The following is a 21,979-nucleotide window of genomic DNA, read 5'->3' as shown; positions in this document are numbered from 1 at the left end:
AATCATATTATTCTTCCATAATATAATTCTGAATTAAATCCCTACTTAATTTTCATACAGATATTTTAATAAAATTAAATTTGCTAATAACTAATGATGAATTTTTATTTTAGGAGGACTTTAAATGATAATTCAATTTAACATGATTCAATCCATAGGAGTGGCGGTCATTTTCCTTTTAATTGGTCAAACAATTAAAAAAGCTGTTCCTATATTTTCAAGATATGCAATACCATCCCCAGTAATTGGTGGACTTATATTTTCAATTCTTCATCTACTTCTTAGACAAAGCAATATCGCTTCTTTTGAATTTGATGCAACGCTACAAACCTTTTTCCAAACCATGTTTTTCTGTACGGTTGGTTTTAATGCTAGTTTTAAGATGCTTAAAATCGGAGGTAAAAAAATACTCGTATTTCTCTCTATCTCAGTAGTATTAGCAATCCTTCAAAATTTATTAGCCGTTGGTCTTTCAGGTGTTTTAGGAATTAGCCCACTTATAGCACTCCTTACAGCTTCACCTTCTCTAACAGGTGGACACGGCACAGCCGCCGCAGTAGCACCTAGCATAGAAGCCCTTGGGCATCCTGAGGCTCTAACCATTGGCTTAACAGCTGCAACATTTGGCCTCATTGCAGGTTCTCTCCTAGGTAGTCCTATGGCCAATCGCCTTATACTTAAACATAATCTTATGAATAAGAAAAATAGTCAGCCATCGGATGAGATTAATATTGATCTCCCCATTGTAGAAACTAAAAAAACTATACTTGATACGAATAAAATTAATAAGGCCTTTTTTCAAATATTAATTGCTATGGCCATCGGTACTTATTTAACTGATATTTTAAATACATTAGTTGGACATTGGTATGATGGAGTCACTTTTCCTTCTTATATAGGTGCGATGCTTGTAGCTGCTGTTATAAGGAACATTTCCGACAACTCAACACGATTTAACACTCCAATCGAAGAAATTGAAGTAGTAGGGGAAGTATCCTTAAATCTATTCCTTGGAATGGCACTTATCACATTAAAACTTTGGCATTTAATAGACTTAGCATTACCAATGTTAATCATACTGTTAGCTCAATGTATCATGATGTACATTTATGGTGTTTTTATATCGTATCGATTCATGGGCAAAAATTATGACTCCGCCGTAATGGTGGCAGGTTTAACTGGATTTGGAATGGGCTCTACTTCAAATGCAATGGCAAATATGAATTCCGTTACTGAAAAATATGGATATTCCAAAACAGCTTTCTTCATTGTACCAATCGTAGGGTCATTATTCATAGACTTTATTAACATTGGAATTATCTATACATTTATCGGTTTTCTTACCTAGATAGCTTTAAAATTGATTACTGATTTAACAAGAGCAGGTCTTTTTAAACCTGCTCTTGTTTCTTTTTAAACGAGATAGGAGCTTTTCCTACATAGATGATAACTCAACTACGAAGCAAAAGCTCCTCAACTTGATTCTTTTACAATATGGTATACACTTCTTACTCTACAGCAAGGTGTACCTCTATTATTTACAGCATGATACCTTTATTGTTTACAGCATGATAGCTTCATTATTTACAGCAATGTTAACCCTGAAATCAACAACAAAATATACGTGACCTTTAAAAACATTGCCTGATTAATCTTATCAAATAGCTTATTCCCTAACCAGATAGAAATTATAAGTGGTATCATACTAAAACCAATCAATGTTATTGTATTTGGTGTATAAAATCCACTTTTTGCATGAGTAAACATTAAAATAATAGCTAATACGACCCATACAGGAGATAGTGTAGCTCGGAATTCTTTCTTATCCTTTAACACACTCACTGCATAAATAACAAGTAACGCTCCACCCGAAACAAACATGCCATGTATAATTCCTGCTATCAAAATAACAAATATCATGAAAAACTCTGGAACACTTACTTGCTTTTTGCAAAACATCTTATACAAAGCAATAATAATGATTAAAATAGCATATGCAGTTAACAGAAAATTGATTGGCAGTATTTCAAACAACCAGATTCCTATCAGCATACCAATTATCATAAAAATTATAATTTTAGTAAATACTTTTTTATTCACATATGCTCTATTCTTCCACCATAGGTACAAACACGCTACTAAATTAAACACATTCAATACTGTTTTCGCTTCATTTACGCCAATTAGATGAATTGAAAAAGGCATTGCTAGCATATTTCCCGCAAATCCTGTAAGTACTTGGATCGTGTTTGCAACAAGAATTACAAATAAAAATAAGATAGAACTGACTATATGATTCATATCATCCTTTCACTCATCTATTACAGCACTGATATTTTCTAGTTCTATTAGAATAGAATCGGTTAATTGTATATTGGTCCCTAGAATATTAATTATTGTACGCATTAACTGATAACTTATACACCTGAAGATTTGGTTGTCATAGATATAATTTGCCGTAATAATTCTTATAAAAAACAATCGTTAACTGCAAAATAACAATAGCTATCTTTAACTGTCATAAAAAAAGCATTACACTTAAAACCAGTGCAATGCTTTTTTCTAATTTTAATATTAATTATAACTACGTATAATAACTTAATTCTGTAAATATGTTATTGTTGTGATTCAAGCAAATTAATCTGTGCTTCTAATTCACATAAAATATTAAACTCTTCACCGACTGCAAATCTTAAATTTTCATCGATAAGATAGTATTGATTCTTAAGTTCCATAATACGTTCTTTATCTTTGATTAATATATTCTCCTTACTTGGTAAAGATTTTACCTGATTGGAAAAGTTACTTAACACTTCATGTTGTGCTGTAGTTTCTAATCGTTGGATCTTTTCTTCCGAGAAAATTAATATACTTAATTCCCATTTCATGATTGCTTGTTTTTCATCCATTGATAACAGCTCATAAGCTTCTCTCGCAGAAACTACGACGGATTTATCATCTAAGGTTAATTCCTCTGGAATTTCATTTATTCGATTAATTACATTAGCGATTCTTCCTAACACTTCAGCATGTTCCATTTCTGCATTTTCAAGTATATCTAGATTTCCCACCAATGATTTGGCATATGTACTTAAGCGATTGTATTCGTTTCTAGCTTCTCTTATTAAACTATAATCTTGATAATAAATTGTTTTGTCTAATTTTTGAATTAGTTCTTCCACATATGCAGCATTTGCTATATCTTGCTCTTTTATCTCAAGTGCGTTTATAACCGCTTCTAAATCAATAAGCTTTTGATTCTTTTCCTGACTTACCATATCTTTTGCAAGTCCATTTAATTGCTCGTATTGATTTCTAACAGAAACAACAGCTTCTTTATCGCTTAGTTTCACTTGACTCACTTCAGGAAGCTTATCAAGTTCATTTAAATATGATTCTGCTGCCTTCTTTGCTTCCTCATATTCATTCTGAAGATTTAATAACTTTGCCTCTGCTTCTTTTAATACCTCAATATTATAGACAAGAGCTTTGCTTCGCAATGGCAAATTCTCGTAATCACTTCTAATTCCTTCAATTACTGTAGCATCCTCTAACGTAATCTCTCTATCTAATCCATCGATTCTTGCTACAATAATTTGTGCTAGATTTTGTTCATTTAATAAAACTTGAAGACTGCTTTCCGCTTTTTCTAAGATTGCAATGTTTGTTACAAGTTTTTTTACAGCCGCGTCAGAATCAGAATATTCCTTACGCACGCTTTCAATATAAGCTTGATCAGAAAGACTTATCTCCTTATTTAGTTTACTTATCTTATTTGATAGTTCTTTTGCTTTTTCATTGATAGCATCCATAGAAGGATTCTCTATTTCCGTACTATTATTTTCACCATCATTAGAAGGATTTTCTACCACTGAATTATTAGTTCCTCCATCGTTAGAAGGACTTTCTACCACTGAATTATTAGTTTCTCCATTGTTGGAAGGATTCCCCACTACCGTATTATTAGTTCCTCCATTGTTAGATGGATTTCCTACTGCTGAATTATTAGTTCCTCCATTGTTAGATGGATTTCCTACTACCGAATTATTAGTTCCTCCATTATAAGAAGGACTTTCCACTACTGGATTATTAATTTCTCCATTGTTAGAAGAATTTTCTACTTCCACTTTTTCATTGTTTCCCTCTAAATAAGCAATTTCCTCTTCAGCTTTTACTAATTTAGATATGTTAGTAACTTTCTTTTTAGCGGAACTACTTAATTTGTTATAAGCTTCTCTCGCCTTTATAATTTGCTCTTTATTACTTAGCGTTATCGTACCGCTGATATTATCTATTTCTTTGATCACGTTTTTTATTGCTGTATCCTCAGCAGTTATGGTAGAAACTTCTTTGAGGTACTTTGAATCCTTATTGTAAACATATCCAACTTTACCTTTGTATTCTACTTTAACCCAAACACTATTTGCATTACCTAACACAGTTAAAGTTGTACCTTTTTTTACTTTAGTAATTGCCTGATACTTTATACCAGCACCACTTCTTAAAGCCAAGGTTTTATTCTTAACTTTCACCTTTTTTTTCTTCGTACTAACACTTTGATTTGTTACGACTTTGTTGGTAGTAGTAGCTGCATAAGCATCTGTTAATGACATGCTGTAAAATACTATTAGTAATGCTACTAAACCGATAAATTTCATCTTTCTCTTTTGCATAATCTGATTCAGAAAATACATATTATATATGTATTTAGCTAATATACCTCCTTTTAAAACTTTCCTTGTGTATACAAAGTCTTTTGTAAAACGGATATATTATACTATATGATATTTTGAAAGACAATCCATACATTATCAACTTGATAAATATTATCGACGTGAAAAAGGATGCTTGGCATAAGAAATAAATCTAATGTAGAATAAAAAATATGTAAAGTCCATTTTTGCAGAAATACAACTCATTATTAAATCATATTAAACTTCTCATATCCTCTATTAATAATTGAAGCAATATTTTTAGCTGTATTGTAGTAAAAATCAAATCCCTTATCTCTTTCCATCGTTAGATCATTTAACTCACTTTCAATAAATTCAATGCATTCATTCAGCCCAGACAATACAATATCCCAAATAAAGCTCTTATATTCCATCTTATCCTTTAGGTGATTGTAATAAGTTTTCACAAATAACTTTCTATACTCATCTATCATATAAAATGGAAATGGATAACGATGTTCATTTCCATGTACAAGGATTCTTGAAATATCTAAAGAATACGGCATGATACCACCAAATGCCCAATCTATCACAATAACTCTCTTATCTTTATAAATTGCGTTGTATTGCAAGAAATCTCCGTTGCATAGGGTCCGAGGACAGGTAAGCTGCCTCTCTAGGAATACATCATACGCTCTTTTTAAATCCAATTCCTTCTTCAAGCATTCTGCTCTTTTGTTTATTCTTTTCCAATATTTTTTAAAGCGTTCTTCCTCAATCTCATTTTCTTTCCAATAATAATTATGAATATCTATTATACTTTCTGCAGCTGCTACTGCTATTTCTTGATTAAATTCTCTTAAATCTTTTCCCTTTACATACTCAATTAATATCCATTCTTCTCCATCTTTATCCCTACAACTATTTATAAAATGTGGAACTGCAAATGCATGATTTTCTAAAAACTTCGTATAGATATCCTTTTCTTCATTACTGGATTTTTTTAGAATGTACTGTTCTTTTCCAATACTTATGAGAAATACCTGATAAACACATTCTTCTCCTTCTCCATTATCATGGAACTGCTCAATTTTATACTCTTGGCAATGTTCATATCCAAGCTCATTTAGAATTGATACTACTTTCTCCTTTTGATCTATCTTTGCTACTTCTACAAGAAATACGCCACTCATACTAATTCTCCTTATTGATCCAATGTTTTTCTTAGATTATTGCATCGTACTTAAGCGATGATACTCTCTTTGTACAGCCTCTAATATTTCACCAGACTGAATATCAAACTCCTCCTTTATTACTTCTATAATCCGTTTCCATGTCAACATAGCTTCTGAATACATACCTTGTATTTCATAGATGTGAGCAATCGCCTCTAATGAATCAACATATCTAGGCTTTTCCCACAACTTAAAAGACTTTTCATAATATTCTATCGCTTCATCATATCTGCACCTTTTTGCCATAAAGTCAGCTAAATCAAACCACATCTTCGCATTCTGCCCAAAATTTAAAATTATTTGCTCAATGCTATTTTGCGCTTCCTCTTCTTTCCCCTCCGCTATTAATAGGTATAGATTATAAATCATAACTTTATATTCTGGCTTTCCTTGTAGCTGCTCATACTTTTTCAATACCTCTTTTGCCTCTTGAATTCTAAAATCCGCAATCAAATTATCTAATAAGAATAAATACAGATGCCAATTTCTTGGGTTCTTATGAATTAGCTGATAATAATAGGTAATGATCTTATGATGATTGGATGCATTCCAATCATAAATGACGCTATTTCCCGTATGCATAAATACCTGATGGCAATCTAACTCCTCGCTTTCTGGATTGAATTGTAGCGCTAACTTTGCATACTCTGCTGCCATATTTCCAGCACTTTTAGATCGATGAAGATAGAGCTTTGCAAGATAGGTATAAATCTTTCCATCCTTGCGATTCTTATCTAACTCTGATTTTAAAAAGGATAAGGTTTCATCAAATTGAACATCTGTTAATACTCTCTCATCCTCAAGCATAGAATCAATCCTTGTAAGACGGTCTTCTCTTGTCAACTCAAATAGCTCATCAATGGTTATTCCAAAATAGACGGATATCTCAGGTAGTAATTGTATATCTGGCAAAGTAATATTATTTTCCCATTTTGACACAGTTTGATAAGTAACACCAAGGCGTTTTGCTACACACTCTTGTGTAACTCCTTTTTTCATTCGTAAATTTTTAATTTTCGTCCCTAACTCCATTTTCATTTACCTCCCTGGAATTCGTATCTATGAACTTTAGTGTAACTAATATACGGATTAAAAACAATAACGCAGATGACGATGCCACTCACTGTATAAGCGAATTTACTCTACAACGTTATTAATGCCAGTACTAATAACCTTGGTGAAATTATTAAATATAGTGAATTTCTTAATGATAACAAAGTTTGTACAAAGCACATTCTTGCGCTGATCTATCACGAAGTAACTAACTCCCTTAATGCGTTATGTGCATCCATAGGGGAGGTTTTTTAATGACAGGACAAAGATTTATACTTTTATTCCAATCATAAAATAGGATATATTTCATCATTTAAAATGAAATATATCCTATTTGAAATCTAAATATTTTATTTTAACGAACGATTCCATTACTAATGATACGATTCGCTATATTTATACGAAAGCTTTCTTCTCAATATTTTCATATATTACTGAATCATTGAATCAAAGCAAGTCAACCATATCTTATTTATTACATAATAGTTCCATCTATAAGTGAAATATCTTTATCTTTTTCAATAGTTGCTTTAATTGCTAATTCAAGGCCTTTTGAAATTGTTTCAAGGGACATTGCACTAGTGCCTTGAGGTTTATCAAGTACTTGTTCAAGAGCATATGGAACGTGAATAAATCCTCCCCGAACATTTTGATATTTCTTATGAATTAAATAAAGCACATGATACATGACATCGTTACATACAAATGTACCTGCAGTATAAGATATATGTGCTGGAATCTTATTTTCTCGTAACTCTCGAACAACAGCCTTGCAAGGAAGGGTTGTAAAGTAAGCATTTTCTCCATCTTCATGTAATACTGCATCTATTGGCTGGTTTCCTTCGTTATCTTTAATTCTTGCTTCTGCAAGGTTGATAGCAACCTTTTCAATTGTAATGGAACTTCTTCCTCCCGCTTGTCCAACACAAATTACAACATCAGGCTTGTGTTCTTTCATTGCCTTTTCTACAGCTTCACCACTTTTTGTGAAAACGGTTGGTATTTCTAATTTAATTACTTCTGCACCTGCAACCGTATCTGGAAGCTTCTTCACAGCTTCAAACGCTGGATTTAATTTTTCTCCTCCAAATGGATCAAATCCTGTAATAAGTACTTTCATTCTCTTTTGTACCTCCAACTAATCTTGTTTCATCCTATAATACTGGATTACTTCCTTCGTTCCTATGTATACATTAGGTTTTAATAAATTAACTCTTGTATCTATTTCACTTATAAAATTCTCTATTTATAGATATTTACCTATCTTTCGCATCCATATCTTCATCGTTATTTTTTGTGGAGTTAATTTCACTAGTACATGCAACCATTTTACATATGCTGAACAAACAGAGATATCTTTTCCTGCTTTTGCATCCTTTATAGCTAGCTTAACTACTTGTTCTGCACTAACAATACCATCAAATTTAATTTTCTTACCATTTATCTCTTTCATCAATAATTCCGTATCCACCCAACTTGGACATACTGCAATTGATAAAATTCCCGTTGGTTTTAGTTCTACATTTAATGCCCTAGAATAATTTCTTTCAAATGCTTTTGTCGAAGCATATAAATTTAGATAAGGCAAGGGTTGAAACGCTGAAGCAGATGCTACATTAAAAATTACACTTCCTTTTTCCATATAAGGAATGCATATTGCAGACATAGAGGCCATTGCTCCACAATTAAGCATAATGGTACTTTGTATTTCATCCAGATGAAGCTCTTTATAAGACGCCATTCTCGCAACCCCTGCATTATTCACCAAAAACTTTATCATAGGTTTATTTATACGTAAACGTTCTTCTAGCTCCTTTATCTCTGAAATATTCGTTAGATCCATAGATATCGAAACGATTTTTTCTCCAAACTTATCTTTTAGTACTTGAAGTTTTGCGTTATTTCTTGCAATCACCCATATTTCATCCAGATTCTCTTTCATCATTTCTTTCACAAATTCTGAACCTATCCCACCAGATGCCCCTGTAATAATAGCAATCGTCTTTTTCATCTTTTCCCCCATACTTTTCCCCTAAGATAAAATAATATTTTTAGTCAGCTACCTTCATCATCACGTATAAATTTATATCGTTCTATATAGTTCTATATAAATTATATATATCTTAAAGCCTTTGAATATATTACTCACCATATCAATCTGATTATATGAATAAGTTTACTTCTGCGACATATCTTCTTGCTGTCCTTATAAATCATGAATCGATCTTATTTGCTTTAAATATGCTTCGTGTTCCTCTCTATTACGAGTAATCAATTCATACGTGAGATATTGTGGATTCATCTCTTCTATAAACTCTCTTATTCCTTCACAGATAAAAGGTTTATGTTCATCCAGTTGAAAGATATATTCGTAAACCTGGCACATACGTTCCCAATAGTCTTGTTTGAGTTCGATTTTACTATCTCTCATACTTTTCGCTCTTTCTCCAGTCAAAGATTGATGTAGATGCATTCCCTTAATATATTCTTTTAACGGGCCCAGTTCATTAACAACTGTTTTTATATATTCTAGAGCTTCTTTTAATGTCTTTAATCCTTCATTCGTATGCATAAGGTGACCTGTATCGAGCATAATTCCTTTTTTCTTATAATTAACTCCGTCCATTAATCTTTTTGTTATGGCTGGATTTGTTAAACGAAGTCCTGGCCACCATAGATTTTCCATTAAGAAATCAAAATGATAGTCCTTTCCATTAAGCAATTCATTTATAAGCTTACAGGAGACATCAATAACTTCTTCGTCTGAATGCAAGAACTTACCAGTAAATGATTCCTCAATCGATACATCACAAACATGAAATACTACATATTTAGCTCCAATACGATGTGCAAACTCCAATTGTTCTTGGTATACTTTTATCATTGCAGATTTATCTGTACCACCATAGATTTGCTCTACTACTTCCATGGTTCCATATTCTTTTAATACCTTTTCCATGTCACCTTTGTAAAAATCCACCCATGTACTGAAAAAGGGAAGATGTATTCCGATAATCATATCCTGATGTAGATATTTTTCCTGTAATTCCTGTACTTTTTGTAATTCAATCCCATCTATCCCATACTTAGAATAAAATTGGATTAAATCTTCTTTATCTGCAAAACGCTCAAGTTCTGAATCGTAATTCACCAAATTAATCGTTCGATACATCTTATTCACCACTTAACTTTCTTAATTTATTATTCATTAGCTTAATATTTTGCTGCCGATCACCAATAATTATTCTAATCTTTATAGTACACCAGTATCTGTAAATAATAATACATTGCTTTATAAAGAAAAACAATCAAAAAAGGTATAATTAAAGACTTACCTTGGGTATTAACTCAGTGTAAGTCTTTCAAATTAGTTAAGTGATACAACAAAACCACTATTTATTTTAGAAATTTTATTGAATTCTTATCTTGAACAAAATTCATTGTATTATATAGTATTAGTACATCTGTAATCTTATTCTCTTCTGCAAACTGTTCTACTCCTACGTTAAAATAACGAAAATCTATCATAAAGGTCTCTTCATAATGGTTTACTGCAAAAGGGACAAAGGAATGGGCATAGGAATCTTTAATTACCAAAAGCCTTCTTCCATTCTTATTATTCGTTTTAATATCTACCAATGCATTATTTCCACCCATATATACAGAATATTTATCTTTTCCCTCTAATTTGCTTAGATCATATAAAGTATCCGTTTGATCCGTTAAATTATAAAGTAACTGATAATTCATATCTTTTTTTATTTTGTATAAGTAGATCTCATCTGGTTTTACATTAACATTGACTTTTGAATGCAAGGTACCATAAAACTGGTCAGACCCTAAGATGATGTTAAATTGTTCTTGACTAAGTGGAGTAAATCCTGCCTCCGTTGCCCACTGCTCATATGCATAAAATGCACCAAGTGCAGTCCAGTGATGATCCGTACGATAATAAATATACTCATCTTTATGTTGATTAAAATTATTCCTTATATCAATAAATGTGCCTTCTGGTAAGGCTTCTATCACTTCATTAATGTAAGCATCTTGATCATATCCAGTCGCAAAAGGCGGTAATTTATCTTTTAATATCTCCGACGCTGTAGGCACCAACATAACATTTACATGGTCCTCCCCAAGTTTCTCTACATATTTTTTAACAAATTCTATTAAGCGTTCCTTATTTTTCTCCGCTTGCTCTTCTGATACATCACTCTTATCATGTTTTTCAATCAAATAACCATCTTTTGCAAAATATACAGAATTAATATCAGTCTTAAGCATAGCTCTCTCCGCCATGGTTTTTATACTAATCCAATGATCTCTAAAAACGAACTGATCGTTGATATATTCATCGAGCCTATTCATAAATTCACCATTCAGTAACTTTTCATTCGAGTATTTCGGAAACTCTGCTAAAAATCTATTTTCATTTTCAGAAAATCTTTTCTCTGGAGTTGCGAGATTACATATGATAAGTACTGACCACAATAAGGCAAAAATATAGAAAAATATTTTATTAAATGTAAGTTTCATATGTAACCTCCTTAGAATCTAAAATACAAAAATGGATTATAGGTACTGTCAACAAGATAAGCAACACATCCTATAAACACAAAAACATATACGAAAGTGGTACAAATAAAAACATATTTCTTAGTTGTTTTCTCTGTAAAGTTAATCACTTTTTTCAAATGTGGTGTTGAAAAATATGCCGCAAGGACAAAAATAACCCCATAGCTTAACAGATAATATATGCCTTCATTATTGATGATTGGAACACCGCTTAAACCAAACATTCCTAATAGATAATTCTTAAGTTCACTAAGGTTCTCAAAATAAAAAATAGCCCAACTAATCATAACAAGTAAAATCGTATATACATGGCGAAAGAATGATGGAATTTTATCAAGTATCTTTAATAAGAAATACTTTTCCGCAATTAATATAATCGCAAAATATAATCCCCAAAAGATAAAATTCCACGATGCACCGTGCCAAAATCCTGTCAAAGCCCATACAATAAGTAAATTTCTAAGATGTTTTAACTTCGAGCATCGATTACCACCAAGGGGAATGTATACATAATCACGAAACCATGAACCAAGTGTTATATGCCAACGACGCCAGAATTCCGTAATACTTTTTGATATATATGGGTAGTTGAAGTTTTCATCGAAACTAAGCCCAAATATCCTAGCGAGACCAATAGCCATATCAGAATAACCGGAAAAATCAAAATATATTTGAAACGTATATGCTAAAATACCAACCCAATATAAGAGTACAGAAGGATCTCCCGCTGCTCCACTTGATATTTGACTCCATAATAACCCTACATTATTGGCGATTAATACTTTTTTCCCAAGACCTATGATAAAACGACGCATCCCCATGGAAAAACTATCCTGAGTAAGCATATGATCATCTAAGTCATTTTCTACTGTCACATATCGAACGATAGGCCCCGCTATAATCTGAGGAAACAATGTAGTATAAGCAAGGTAATTGTAATATTTTTTTTCACACTTTGTTGTTCCTCTATACACATCAATCGCATAAGAAATGGACTGGAAAGAGTTAAAAGATACTCCGATTGGAAGGATTATCTCTACAAATGGTGAATTCATTCCAAACAATCCAAATAAGTTATCCAGTAAAAAGTTCGTATATTTAAAAAATATTAATACACCTAAATTGCTACATACGGATATTAACATATAGATACGACGACGTTTTTTATTGTCACGATGCTTTTCCATTAACTTTGCACATACAAAGTCTTCTATCGATAGAAATAACATTATTGGTATAAACCGTATTTCACCCCAAGCATAGAAAACAAAACTAGCAATTATCATTACCAAATTTTTTAATTTATTTGGAGCTAGATAGTATATTATGATTAATGCTGGTAGAAAATAGAACAAAAAAGTTATACTGCTAAAAACCATGTGAAATTCCTCATTCCTTCATTTGTTTTATAGTTTTTTAAATTTAACTACAACTTAATAATTATTCGTTGAATAATTAAAAAAGTTACATCTTGAAAAATATTTTACACCTGTCATAACTAAGCATCCTTAACTGAGTATTTTTTTAATGATACGTAAATAACTTAAAAAAGAGATTTTACCCCTAAGGTAAAATCTCTTTTATTTGTAATCTTTCTAAAATCTGAACACCGATTCGTTTCCCAATACAGCCTAACAGTTCTTCTCTTTTCTCCTTTAGAACCCCATCCCCGTCTTTTGCTAAAATATAAATATAAAAGACAGGCAGATAATCAGAATCAAGCTGCAATATTTCGGAAATACCACTGATATCCTTTAAGGTAGAGATCGTTCCCTTATGGTTATAGAAATAAATTGGAGAATCTAATCCAATTGAAATTCTTTTAAATAAAGTAACCGTATCATATGTCTTAAGATTGGTAACGATACGGTTTGTTTCCTCTTCGACAATTTCACTGACCATCTGCTCAAAAGCTTCGATTTTCATTTCCTTACTATTTCTTGAAATAAAAGATAAAATAAAGCCAGAAGAACTTCCCATAATCCTCTCTAACATTTGATGAATCAGCTCTGTGGTTCTACCGTGAGACAGTCCCTTCTCTTGCCCTAGAAATGCTTCAATTTCCTCTTTATGTTTCATTAACTCTAGCTTCACAGCATCATCAATAATCTTAAAATTCTCACTCCGCTTAATCAGGGAATGATATCGCTTGCTATTACGCAGCAATTCCGCCAATCGCTGTGCTAACACAAAGTCCACAGTGCCTTCTTCAAGCGTTTCATTGTGATAATATTCGGTATAATAAATCTGTCGAAGTACTGTCATTAACCATGAATCATTCCATTGAGAAAGTGCATTTGCTTTGATTGCCGACTTCTTATCCCCCAATGGAAACCAAAGTCCAGAGATATCAAATGGTATCAATACTTCGCTATGACGCTGTGTATCCGATACTGTTTCATTCAAATATTTCTTTACCAAATCTTTTACGATACCTTCCAGAATATAATCAGTTTTGATAACTCTATGATGATAAATAATATCTTTATAGCTATTATATCTACGCTTAACAAAATCCTCAACGGAACCTACAGCTTTTAGTGGGACACAGAAAAAAATCTCTCCATTCTTCACAATCAACTGCATATCATTAATAATTCTGCTATACTCTATCTTACCAGAATTCATTCCCGAACTAAGCACATCTCTCGTTACATAATCCAAGCGGTCTCCGTCCAAACTAGAATCTATAATTCTATGAAGATACCCAAATGCTCCATCATCTGCAAAAATTCTTTTTACACTTTCTAATACAAGCAAGTCAAATAAATTCTCATCGTATTTCTCATCACACTCTGAAATTGGTACAATAATTTTGCTTAAAATACCCTCGCTGATTTCATCACCCATTTGTTCATGTAATTTCTTATCACCCTCAAAGTACTTCGACATGATATCAAGAAATTCTTTCGCATTTTCCTTATCACTAACTGCTTTGTTTTTATATTCCAAGTAAACAGATTTTAGCGCGAATTCGACGATATGACTAAATGGAGGATGTCCAATATCATGTAACAATGCTGCTGCCCGGATGGATTGAATGAGGATAAGATACACGCCTTTATACTGATCTGGGATATTGTTGGGTATAAGGGAATGTCTTAACTTATCTAGTTCAATTTGTGGCATCCCATCTGGTAGTCTGCCACCCAATTTTTTTTCACAAACATCTGACTGCTGTCTTAATCTATCTAAAATATTAACATATTCCCTATCAAAGATTTCAAAGAATTCATTCAACATAGAATCTGTTGTATTAAGTAACGATTGAAAAAACATATCAGAACATAGTTTCATCGTCCCAATGGAGTGTTCAAATCGCTTGATTCGATTGGTTGGAAATGTAAGATATACCGTAGAATTTTGATATACATCATGGAGACGATTAAAACCAATTGTTGATACAATTCTTCTTTCATATTCAGTTAATGAAATCAATCCATGAATGGAATCGTTTAAATAAATGCCTTTTTTCAATTCAAACCTCCTACTATTTATTTATCCATTATAAAGTATTTCCAAACGTAAATCCACTGATTCAATATAAATATGTCTCATTTATCAGTAAAGGATTCACTTTGATTACTTCTTGCTTTTGTTTTACCCTCCGAAATTCACCTGATACATAATAATAAAAATCGCCTCTAATCCTTCTTTCCCGTCCTTTCTCAATAAAAAAAGACCAGAACCAAAGTTCTGATCCTAATCTTTTAAAGCATGATCTTTCTCGCTATGCTATTATATTAAAAATCAATGTTACTTATTAACTTTTAATGACTTTGTTGCACTAGCTCCTACACTATTTTTGCTATAAGCTTTAACATAATATAAATATTATTTTTTATTTAATTACAAACCATTAATTATTTTATCGGTAATATCCAAGCATATTTCTGCTGAATTATTGATTTCTTTTCTAAATTCTGATTCACCGCCTGAAATACTATCAGAAACTGTTTTAATTAATAAACACGGTATTTTATTTCTATTACTAGTTAAAACTATTCCGGCTGCTTCCATTTCACAGATATCAGCATTAAATTTATTATTCATACATTCTTTTTTCTCTTTATCTGCAATAAATTTATCTCCCGAAGCGCACACTACCCTTTTTAAGGTAGGACATATTTCCATTGCTAAATCCACTAAAGTCTTGGTGGTCGGAATATATATGCTTGGATAGTTTAAGTATCTCCCAATTTCACAATTATCTACCGTGGAAGTATCAATATCATAATGTACAACACTTTCTACGATGCAAGTTTTAGCCACACTCATTTCTGGTGTTAACCCACCAACTACTCCAAAGTTCACAATTAAATCAACTGAAAATTGTGTAATTAAAAATTGTGTAGCAGCAGCTGCTGCAATTTCACCAACTCCAGAATGAGTAATATATAAGTTATATTTTTCTGTTGAATATTTTCTAACATTATATCCTGAAATCTCGATTTCTTCTATGTAGTTAGCGTACTTATTAAGTACTGCTTGAATTTCTACTGCAACAACCATTCCAATGTTCTTCATACGTAAGCCTCCAAAATTCTTTTGTATCTCATAAAATACTTATTTTAACATTTTATTATTTTCATGTAAATATTAATGTATACAAATAAGAAAGAGTTTGAATCGTTATGTACCAATCAAACTCTCTCTTGTGTTATAAAATAAAATGATATGCTCTCTAAATCTGATGGTCTACCCCCAGCCCTTTTACATCTTCCTCTAGCATTTTTTGTTTAGCGACCACATTTCGTATATCCTCCTGCAATTTAATATGGGAACCGTCTGCTTCCTTCTCTGCCCACTTTTCTGCCTCTTCCTTGTTTTCCTTTATTTTATCATCCACGAGATCTTTTCCCTCATCCAATATCATACCTAAAATTTTAAAAAATGTAGTCTATCAGGAAATAATATAACGTATATTGACATTTTTCTGATAGTCAGTTATACTGATTATCAGAAGGAGGTCCTTTATGAATATGAACAGAATATATGACTCATTTGGATTTCTCTTTGCAAAGGCATCTAATCAATTACAAGATAAACTATCTGAATTTTTATCAAAGAATAATTTAACGCCAAAGCATATGGGAATGATACTAATTATCTATGAGAATGATGGTATAACACAAAAAAGGGCAGGGGAGATACAGCAAGTAGATAGAACAACGGTTACCCAGATAATTGATTATCTGGAGGAGCGTGGTTATGTTATTCGAAATAGAGTGGCTAATGACAGAAGAGCGTATGGTTTATCTCTGTCCAAGGCTGGAATTACGATGGCAGAAATGATATATAATGAAATTTCTGAAGTTCAAAATAAATATTTGCACAAATTGAGTGAAACAGAAATAAGTACATTAAAACGTATGATGATTTTATTAACCGCGGAGGTAGAAGACATTGAATAAAAAACAAAAAGTGATTGCAGCAATGATAAACGCTTTATGTATGTCAACCATTATGTCATTGGTAATGTGCAGTATAAATGTTGGGTTTGGCAGTCATTTTGCACAAGCATGGTTTAAAGGGTGGATTATAGCATTTATTATTGCCTTTCCCCTATCCTATTTTTTACCACCGAAGATTCATAAAATAGTTGCTCGATTATTTAATCCAAAAGACGTGTAAAGTTCTTATTTTCCATCAATTAGCAAAGCAACTTACACAAAACACATAAGATGATCATTCGCATAGGATAATCAACGTAGCCTTACAAGTTCACAAACAATGAAAACGGAAAGATTCCCTCGATTCTCCCGACTAGATAAAAAAGACCCAAATCCAAAAACTTGAGTCTAATGCTTACAATTGGAGATGGTGGGATTCAAAAGACCGTTTCCATTGTTCTATTACTTTCATTCAATACCGATTTTCAGTTAAACTCTCCGTTATTTATGGTACGGCTCACGGTATAGTATTTAATGGAGAGAGAATACTACCTTTCCTTCTGTATTACAATAATGGATTATTCATTATTACCAATCAATTGATTTTCATTTAACCATTGCTATAAAAGAGTTATTTCAATATCACATAACCTCCATCCCTATAATATATCAGCTAAATCAAGGGTGTTTAGTTTATCATTTTCAGCTTTTTTATATTCTTGTAGGTACTGATTCTCAATCACAACACTTACCATATATTTTTCAAACCATGTATCAGAACAACTAAAGTATCCCTTATGTAAACCTTCTATATCGTAAGAATTTTCAATTTTCCACCGATCTGGTAATCCTTCTTTATTTATGTTGACACCAGTAATCAACATAGAATGACTTGCGTTTCCTGCTTTTAGCTGAAAATAATCTTTTCGACTCATATCAAAAGTAAAGCCAATTGTATTCTTATAGTCAAAACTAGAATCATCCCATAATTGTAGTTCATCACATAACATTTTATCATCATCTGCAACACATACAATTGGTACTCCATTCTTTAACTGCTCAATACAAAGATTTTTCATCACATCCATTGTTAAATTCAAAAAGATTTCATCATGCATATTAATAACTTTGTATATATCCTTTATTTCACAATATTCTCCATAAGGTAAGTGTTCAAAAGGTAAGGAAATCACAGGTGTTAATTCATCAAGATAACCATCAATTAATTCATCTCTAAATGAATGTGGTGTATACTTGGAAGTTTTTGATCTTCCGTTACTGTCAATGTATTGATACTCAAACTCCTCTGCAGGACAAGAATAGCATTCACATAGAAACGAAAAGATATGATCCAATGCCAGTTCTTTCATATGATTTATTTCATCAAAACTTTTTTTCTGGAGATACGCATTTCGTATATCCGCGCCTATTTTTCGAATATAATAGTTAAGTCTATTGTTCATTACTTCTGTATTTGAGGATTGTGCTGTCTCAGGCATCACTTCCTTAGGTAGTAAACCATACTTTTTCACTAGATCAGAAAAATTTGTCCAAAATCCGCCATCTGTTATGCCACAGGAAAACCACGATCTTACTTGCTTATCATCATATGATTTGTCCATATTTTGAATTGTCTTCTCTAAAAAACAGTTTGCCTTTTCCATCTTGTCCCAGAACGCAATATACGCCAGGGAAAACTCAAATTGAACTGCTTCTTTACCATGCTTACACATTTTTCTGGCTGCGATTTCACGAAGTAAGTTCAACCCAGCAGTAATCCAACATCTCCCAGCGGCACCTTGTGATACTGCATTCATAGTAGGAATATCAATAGAAAACTCAAATTTGTGCTGGTTAGCTCTTGTTGCATCAAAAGCAACATCACTTATACTTTCTGTCATAAATAGTTTGGTCAAGTTTATCTTTTTCTCGTCAGAAAAGTAACATTTCTTAAATTCTTGAATTGTGTCCTCTGTTAACTCCTTCAATTTTATCATCCTCTCTCCCATGACTAGTATCTCTTTCTTAATATTCGTAAATGTCCCTAAAATGAATGTTCATTTTTTAATATGTATTAAGATTTTTTCATGCCGCTTTTGAAGATTGTTTCATAGTTACAATACTTCATTCTATCATTATAGTACTAGTTTCTCAACTAAATTTCAGATATCTCTAATATCATCTATATGAAAATAAGTATTGAGCCATTTTGATACTTAATTGTCATATACAAGGTTTCTTTTCCATTTGAAACCTGCACATAGCATACATTGTCATTAAACTTGTCTGTAATATCAATTTTCTGGTCAAAGTATTAAATCCAAACAGAGCCGTCATCTTCCCATACCTCCTTTAATGTTTCCCTAATAACGATCTTCCACGTGATAACCTGACTTTTACATTACTAACAGACATCTTTAGAATATATGGATAATAAAAACAGTGAAGATAGAGATAAATTTTAGTATAATAGTTTATAGAAATCTGAGGGAGGAATTCATCTTGAAAACGTATAAAATCGGTGAAATTGCCAAACTACTGGGTATTAGCGCTGAAACTATTCGAAACTATGAAAAGAAAGGTTTAATTGAGCCATATAAGGAAGATTCCAATTATCGTTATTTCGATATTATACAGGTTAATCATTTGTTTAACATTCAGAAATTCCAAAAGTATGGTTATAATTTACACGAAATTAAGGAAATAATGAATGAAAGCACACTGAAAGAAGCAGAACATTCTCTAATAAACAAAGAAAAGGAATTACTCAATGAAGCTTTTTACTTAAATCTTAAGATAAATAGCGTTAATGCAACAATTAACTTTATGATGCAGGCTCAGAATGCAAAGCAAGAATGTTTCCTTGGTGAGCGTCCACCACTATATCGCTTGAACTATCAGAAAAACCATGAATTGGTGATAGATGAACGAGTTCAAGAAGAGGTGGTCAAGTGGTTGAAATATGCAGATCTTACTTTTATGTCAGGATCTATACAGTTGAATGCTATGATGAATTTAGGTAAAGATTTTGATTTTGGATTCTGTTTAGATAAGAGAACAGCAGAATTTCTTGGTATCCATGAAAATGATATTGTTCAATATTATGATAGTTGCCCAGCTATTGTATTTTATTATGAGGCAACGCCAAAAAATGATATCGAAGGTATTTCTAAAATGATATTGGAATATGCAAATGAACATCAACTACGAATTGTTGGAGAAAGTATATCTCGTGTTATTTTTGCACGATTGAGAGATGAAGAGGAATATCATATCTCACATTTAGTTTGGATACCTTATGAAAAAATAGAATCTTAAGCAATTATAAAATATATTAAAGCAGAACTCTAAAGGGGGTTTCTGCTTTTTTATTTTTTTTTAAGTCTCTTTTATTAAATTATATTAATAATAGCTCTTGTTTAAAAACAACTTTCACATATGCAATATCAGTTTCTATATGAATGATAGATAAATTGTAAGCATGAGTATACGTTTATAAAGAAAGTTCCAAATAAAAATTAATTTAAATAATGGATTGACTCTAAATTACATTTAAGGTTTATAATCCTTTTGTACAAAAAAATAGCTAGCACGTAGCCAGTTCTAATGTATTAGTCAGAAGAATTATTGTAATTTGAAATAATTATGATATAAAAAGCATTCCTGTAATTCATAAATAGCGTCAATTGATAATAAGAAAACCTCACGGTATAATTAAGATATCATCTTGGCGGATGTAAATTATCTTAATCACCGGAGGCTATAAATGAATTATACACAAAATAAGAAGATAGAACAAGTAACAGAATCAACTTTAGTAATCGGAACTGACATTGGAAGTGAGTTTAATTATGTTAGAGCATTCGATTGGAGAGGAATTGAATTAACTAAAAAGGTCTTTTCTTTTAGCAATACAAAACAAGGCTATATAAACTTTCTAGACTGGGTGCACCAGGTTTTAAGTAGAACAAATAAAAAAGAGATTATTGTTGGCTGTGAGCCAACAGGGCATTACTGGTTTACCTTTGCAAAGTATGTTAAGGAACAGGGGATGAAGCTGGTATTTGTGAATCCATTTCATGTACATCAAAGTAAGGAAATGGATGATAATAGCCCGAAAAAGACAGATATGAAAGATCCTAAAACAATTGCTAAGTTGGTTGTAGAGGGACGCTATAGTCTGCCATATGTTCCTGAAGGAGTATATGCGGATTTAAGAACTGCGGTTTCAAGTCGTGATCGTATTCTAAAGGAGCTAAATGCAGCAACGAATAGAATTAAGAGATGGCTTAAAATATATTTTCCTGAATACTTAGAAGTATATAAAGTATTCGATTCAATTAGTGGTATCCTGGTGCTTGAAAGAGCGCCAATGCCAAGAGATGTGATATCATTAGGTACAGAAGGCATCAATAAAATCTGGCGTGAAGCAAAGGTGCGTAGAGTAGGTATGAAGAGGGCACAGACCCTGGTTGTAGCTGCGCATAATAGTGTCGGAATTAATGGTGGAAGCTGTGCAAAGTTGGAATTACAACTCTTGCTAGAGGATTATCAATCGAAAAAGAATCAATTAGAAAAGATTACACAAGTAATCGAAGAAGAAACCCTTCAGATTGATTATGTAGAACAACTATTATCAATTAAAGGTGTAGGCCTTATTACTGTAGCTGGATTTCTAGCAGAGGTAGGTGATATTCGACGTTTTAATTCACCGAAACAGGTACAGAAACTAGCAGGACTAGAGTTAAAAGAAAACAGCTCAGGAAAGCATAAAGGTCAAACCACGATCAGTAAGCGTGGACGAAAAAAACTGCGAAGGCTATTATTCCAAGTGGTTTTGCCAATGATACGGAGCAATAGAGAATTTAGAGAAATCTATGATTATTATACAACTCGTATAAAAAATCCGTTAAAAGGAAGGCAGGCAATGGTTGCTGTTAGTTGTAAGTTAATCAGAGTCTTTTACGCAGTCTTAACAAAAGGCATACATTATGATGCAGAAAAACTAAGAAACGACATCATCAGACCACAAGAATTAAAAGTGGCCTAA

Annotated in this window: 18 protein-coding genes; 5 read left to right on the top strand and 13 right to left on the bottom strand. The window is 32.1% G+C overall.

Features of this window, described 5'->3' with window-relative positions:
- The first annotated feature begins 124 nt into the window (after positions 1-124).
- A complete protein-coding gene (gltS, locus tag BN4220_RS10325; RefSeq protein ID WP_066715818.1) occupies positions 125-1,348 on the top strand; it encodes a sodium/glutamate symporter in 1,224 nt (407 codons plus the stop codon).
- 236 nt (positions 1,349-1,584) lie between these two features.
- Here the strand turns inward: gltS and BN4220_RS10320 are convergent, their stop codons facing one another.
- The 12 genes from BN4220_RS10320 to BN4220_RS20065 form a co-directional block, all read right to left on the bottom strand.
- Complete coding sequence (locus BN4220_RS10320) at positions 1,585-2,301, bottom strand: sulfite exporter TauE/SafE family protein (RefSeq protein ID WP_066715817.1); 717 nt, start codon at positions 2,299-2,301, stop codon at positions 1,585-1,587.
- A 314-nt stretch (positions 2,302-2,615) separates the two neighbouring features.
- Positions 2,616-4,658, bottom strand: a complete 2,043-nt coding sequence (locus tag BN4220_RS10315; protein ID WP_197467921.1) for an SH3 domain-containing protein — start codon at positions 4,656-4,658, stop codon at positions 2,616-2,618.
- A gap of 263 nt (positions 4,659-4,921) precedes the next feature.
- Positions 4,922-5,866, bottom strand: coding sequence for a phosphotransferase (locus BN4220_RS10310; RefSeq protein WP_066715815.1), 945 nt, complete (start codon positions 5,864-5,866; stop codon positions 4,922-4,924).
- 36 nt (positions 5,867-5,902) lie between these two features.
- Positions 5,903-6,940 (bottom strand): helix-turn-helix transcriptional regulator, encoded by a 1,038-nt coding sequence (locus tag BN4220_RS19805; protein WP_082812259.1) that lies wholly within the window; start codon positions 6,938-6,940, stop codon positions 5,903-5,905.
- Between the two features lie 496 nt (positions 6,941-7,436).
- Positions 7,437-8,081 (bottom strand): pyroglutamyl-peptidase I, encoded by a 645-nt coding sequence (pcp, locus tag BN4220_RS10300; RefSeq protein WP_066715814.1) that lies wholly within the window; start codon positions 8,079-8,081, stop codon positions 7,437-7,439.
- A gap of 126 nt (positions 8,082-8,207) precedes the next feature.
- On the bottom strand, positions 8,208-8,984 hold the full coding sequence (locus tag BN4220_RS10295; RefSeq protein WP_082812258.1) for an SDR family NAD(P)-dependent oxidoreductase: 777 nt from the start codon (positions 8,982-8,984) through the stop codon (positions 8,208-8,210).
- A 183-nt stretch (positions 8,985-9,167) separates the two neighbouring features.
- Positions 9,168-10,133, bottom strand: coding sequence for a sugar phosphate isomerase/epimerase family protein (locus tag BN4220_RS10290; RefSeq protein WP_066715813.1), 966 nt, complete (start codon positions 10,131-10,133; stop codon positions 9,168-9,170).
- A gap of 224 nt (positions 10,134-10,357) precedes the next feature.
- Positions 10,358-11,497 carry a DHHW family protein gene (locus BN4220_RS10285; RefSeq protein ID WP_066715812.1) on the bottom strand — a complete coding sequence of 380 codons (1,140 nt, stop codon included), beginning with the start codon at positions 11,495-11,497 and terminating at the stop codon, positions 10,358-10,360.
- 11 nt (positions 11,498-11,508) lie between these two features.
- Positions 11,509-12,915, bottom strand: a complete 1,407-nt coding sequence (locus BN4220_RS10280) for an MBOAT family O-acyltransferase (RefSeq protein WP_066715811.1) — start codon at positions 12,913-12,915, stop codon at positions 11,509-11,511.
- A 184-nt stretch (positions 12,916-13,099) separates the two neighbouring features.
- Positions 13,100-15,013: an HD domain-containing protein gene (locus BN4220_RS10275; RefSeq protein ID WP_066715810.1), complete on the bottom strand. Its 1,914-nt coding sequence runs from the start codon at positions 15,011-15,013 to the stop codon at positions 13,100-13,102.
- A gap of 372 nt (positions 15,014-15,385) precedes the next feature.
- Entirely contained in the window at positions 15,386-16,063 is a 678-nt protein-coding gene (locus tag BN4220_RS10270) for a 5'-methylthioadenosine/S-adenosylhomocysteine nucleosidase (protein ID WP_066715809.1), read from the bottom strand.
- A gap of 157 nt (positions 16,064-16,220) precedes the next feature.
- The gene (locus BN4220_RS20065) at positions 16,221-16,412 is read right to left on the bottom strand and encodes a hypothetical protein (protein ID WP_148401723.1); all 192 of its coding nucleotides are present in this window, start codon (positions 16,410-16,412) and stop codon (positions 16,221-16,223) included.
- Between the two features lie 100 nt (positions 16,413-16,512).
- Between BN4220_RS20065 and BN4220_RS10265 the strand changes: the two genes are divergently transcribed.
- Both BN4220_RS10265 and BN4220_RS10260 read left to right on the top strand, forming a co-directional pair.
- Complete coding sequence (locus BN4220_RS10265) at positions 16,513-16,950, top strand: MarR family winged helix-turn-helix transcriptional regulator (RefSeq protein ID WP_066715808.1); 438 nt, start codon at positions 16,513-16,515, stop codon at positions 16,948-16,950.
- Positions 16,943-17,170: a DUF2798 domain-containing protein gene (locus BN4220_RS10260; RefSeq protein WP_066715807.1), complete on the top strand. Its 228-nt coding sequence runs from the start codon at positions 16,943-16,945 to the stop codon at positions 17,168-17,170. The genes BN4220_RS10265 and BN4220_RS10260 overlap by 8 nt, the downstream gene beginning before the upstream one ends.
- Before the next feature lie 418 nt (positions 17,171-17,588).
- On the opposite strand, the gene BN4220_RS10255 is transcribed toward BN4220_RS10260, so the two are convergent.
- Entirely contained in the window at positions 17,589-18,926 is a 1,338-nt protein-coding gene (locus BN4220_RS10255; RefSeq protein ID WP_242867779.1) for an aminopeptidase C, read from the bottom strand.
- 505 nt (positions 18,927-19,431) lie between these two features.
- Between BN4220_RS10255 and BN4220_RS10250 the strand changes: the two genes are divergently transcribed.
- Positions 19,432-20,247, top strand: coding sequence for a MerR family transcriptional regulator (locus BN4220_RS10250; protein WP_066715806.1), 816 nt, complete (start codon positions 19,432-19,434; stop codon positions 20,245-20,247).
- Between the two features lie 448 nt (positions 20,248-20,695).
- Positions 20,696-21,979 carry an IS110 family transposase gene (locus tag BN4220_RS10245; protein WP_066715805.1) on the top strand — a complete coding sequence of 428 codons (1,284 nt, stop codon included), beginning with the start codon at positions 20,696-20,698 and terminating at the stop codon, positions 21,977-21,979.

The organism is Clostridium sp. Marseille-P299 (genome assembly GCF_900078195.1).
Classification (GTDB): domain Bacteria; phylum Bacillota; class Clostridia; order Lachnospirales; family Lachnospiraceae; genus Lachnoclostridium.
The sequence above is the reverse complement of the archived record's forward strand: the minus strand, read 5'-3'. Positions and strand labels throughout refer to the sequence as shown.

Bases quoted from the DNA above. Each gene is read 5' to 3' on its own strand.
- gltS (WP_066715818.1), top strand. From the start codon at position 125: ATGATAATTCAATTTAACATGATTCAATCCATAGGAGTGGCGGTCATT.
- BN4220_RS10320 (WP_066715817.1), bottom strand. From the start codon at position 2,301: ATGAATCATATAGTCAGTTCTATCTTATTTTTATTTGTAATTCTTGTT.
- BN4220_RS10315 (WP_197467921.1), bottom strand. From the start codon at position 4,658: ATGAAATTTATCGGTTTAGTAGCATTACTAATAGTATTTTACAGCATG.
- BN4220_RS10310 (WP_066715815.1), bottom strand. From the start codon at position 5,866: ATGAGTGGCGTATTTCTTGTAGAAGTAGCAAAGATAGATCAAAAGGAG.
- BN4220_RS19805 (WP_082812259.1), bottom strand. From the start codon at position 6,940: ATGGAGTTAGGGACGAAAATTAAAAATTTACGAATGAAAAAAGGAGTT.
- pcp (WP_066715814.1), bottom strand. From the start codon at position 8,081: ATGAAAGTACTTATTACAGGATTTGATCCATTTGGAGGAGAAAAATTA.
- BN4220_RS10295 (WP_082812258.1), bottom strand. From the start codon at position 8,984: ATGGGGGAAAAGATGAAAAAGACGATTGCTATTATTACAGGGGCATCT.
- BN4220_RS10290 (WP_066715813.1), bottom strand. From the start codon at position 10,133: ATGTATCGAACGATTAATTTGGTGAATTACGATTCAGAACTTGAGCGT.
- BN4220_RS10285 (WP_066715812.1), bottom strand. From the start codon at position 11,497: ATGAAACTTACATTTAATAAAATATTTTTCTATATTTTTGCCTTATTG.
- BN4220_RS10280 (WP_066715811.1), bottom strand. From the start codon at position 12,915: ATGGTTTTTAGCAGTATAACTTTTTTGTTCTATTTTCTACCAGCATTA.
- BN4220_RS10270 (WP_066715809.1), bottom strand. From the start codon at position 16,063: ATGAAGAACATTGGAATGGTTGTTGCAGTAGAAATTCAAGCAGTACTT.
- BN4220_RS20065 (WP_148401723.1), bottom strand. From the start codon at position 16,412: ATGATATTGGATGAGGGAAAAGATCTCGTGGATGATAAAATAAAGGAA.
- BN4220_RS10265 (WP_066715808.1), top strand. From the start codon at position 16,513: ATGAATATGAACAGAATATATGACTCATTTGGATTTCTCTTTGCAAAG.
- BN4220_RS10255 (WP_242867779.1), bottom strand. From the start codon at position 18,926: ATGATAAAATTGAAGGAGTTAACAGAGGACACAATTCAAGAATTTAAG.
- BN4220_RS10245 (WP_066715805.1), top strand. From the start codon at position 20,696: ATGAATTATACACAAAATAAGAAGATAGAACAAGTAACAGAATCAACT.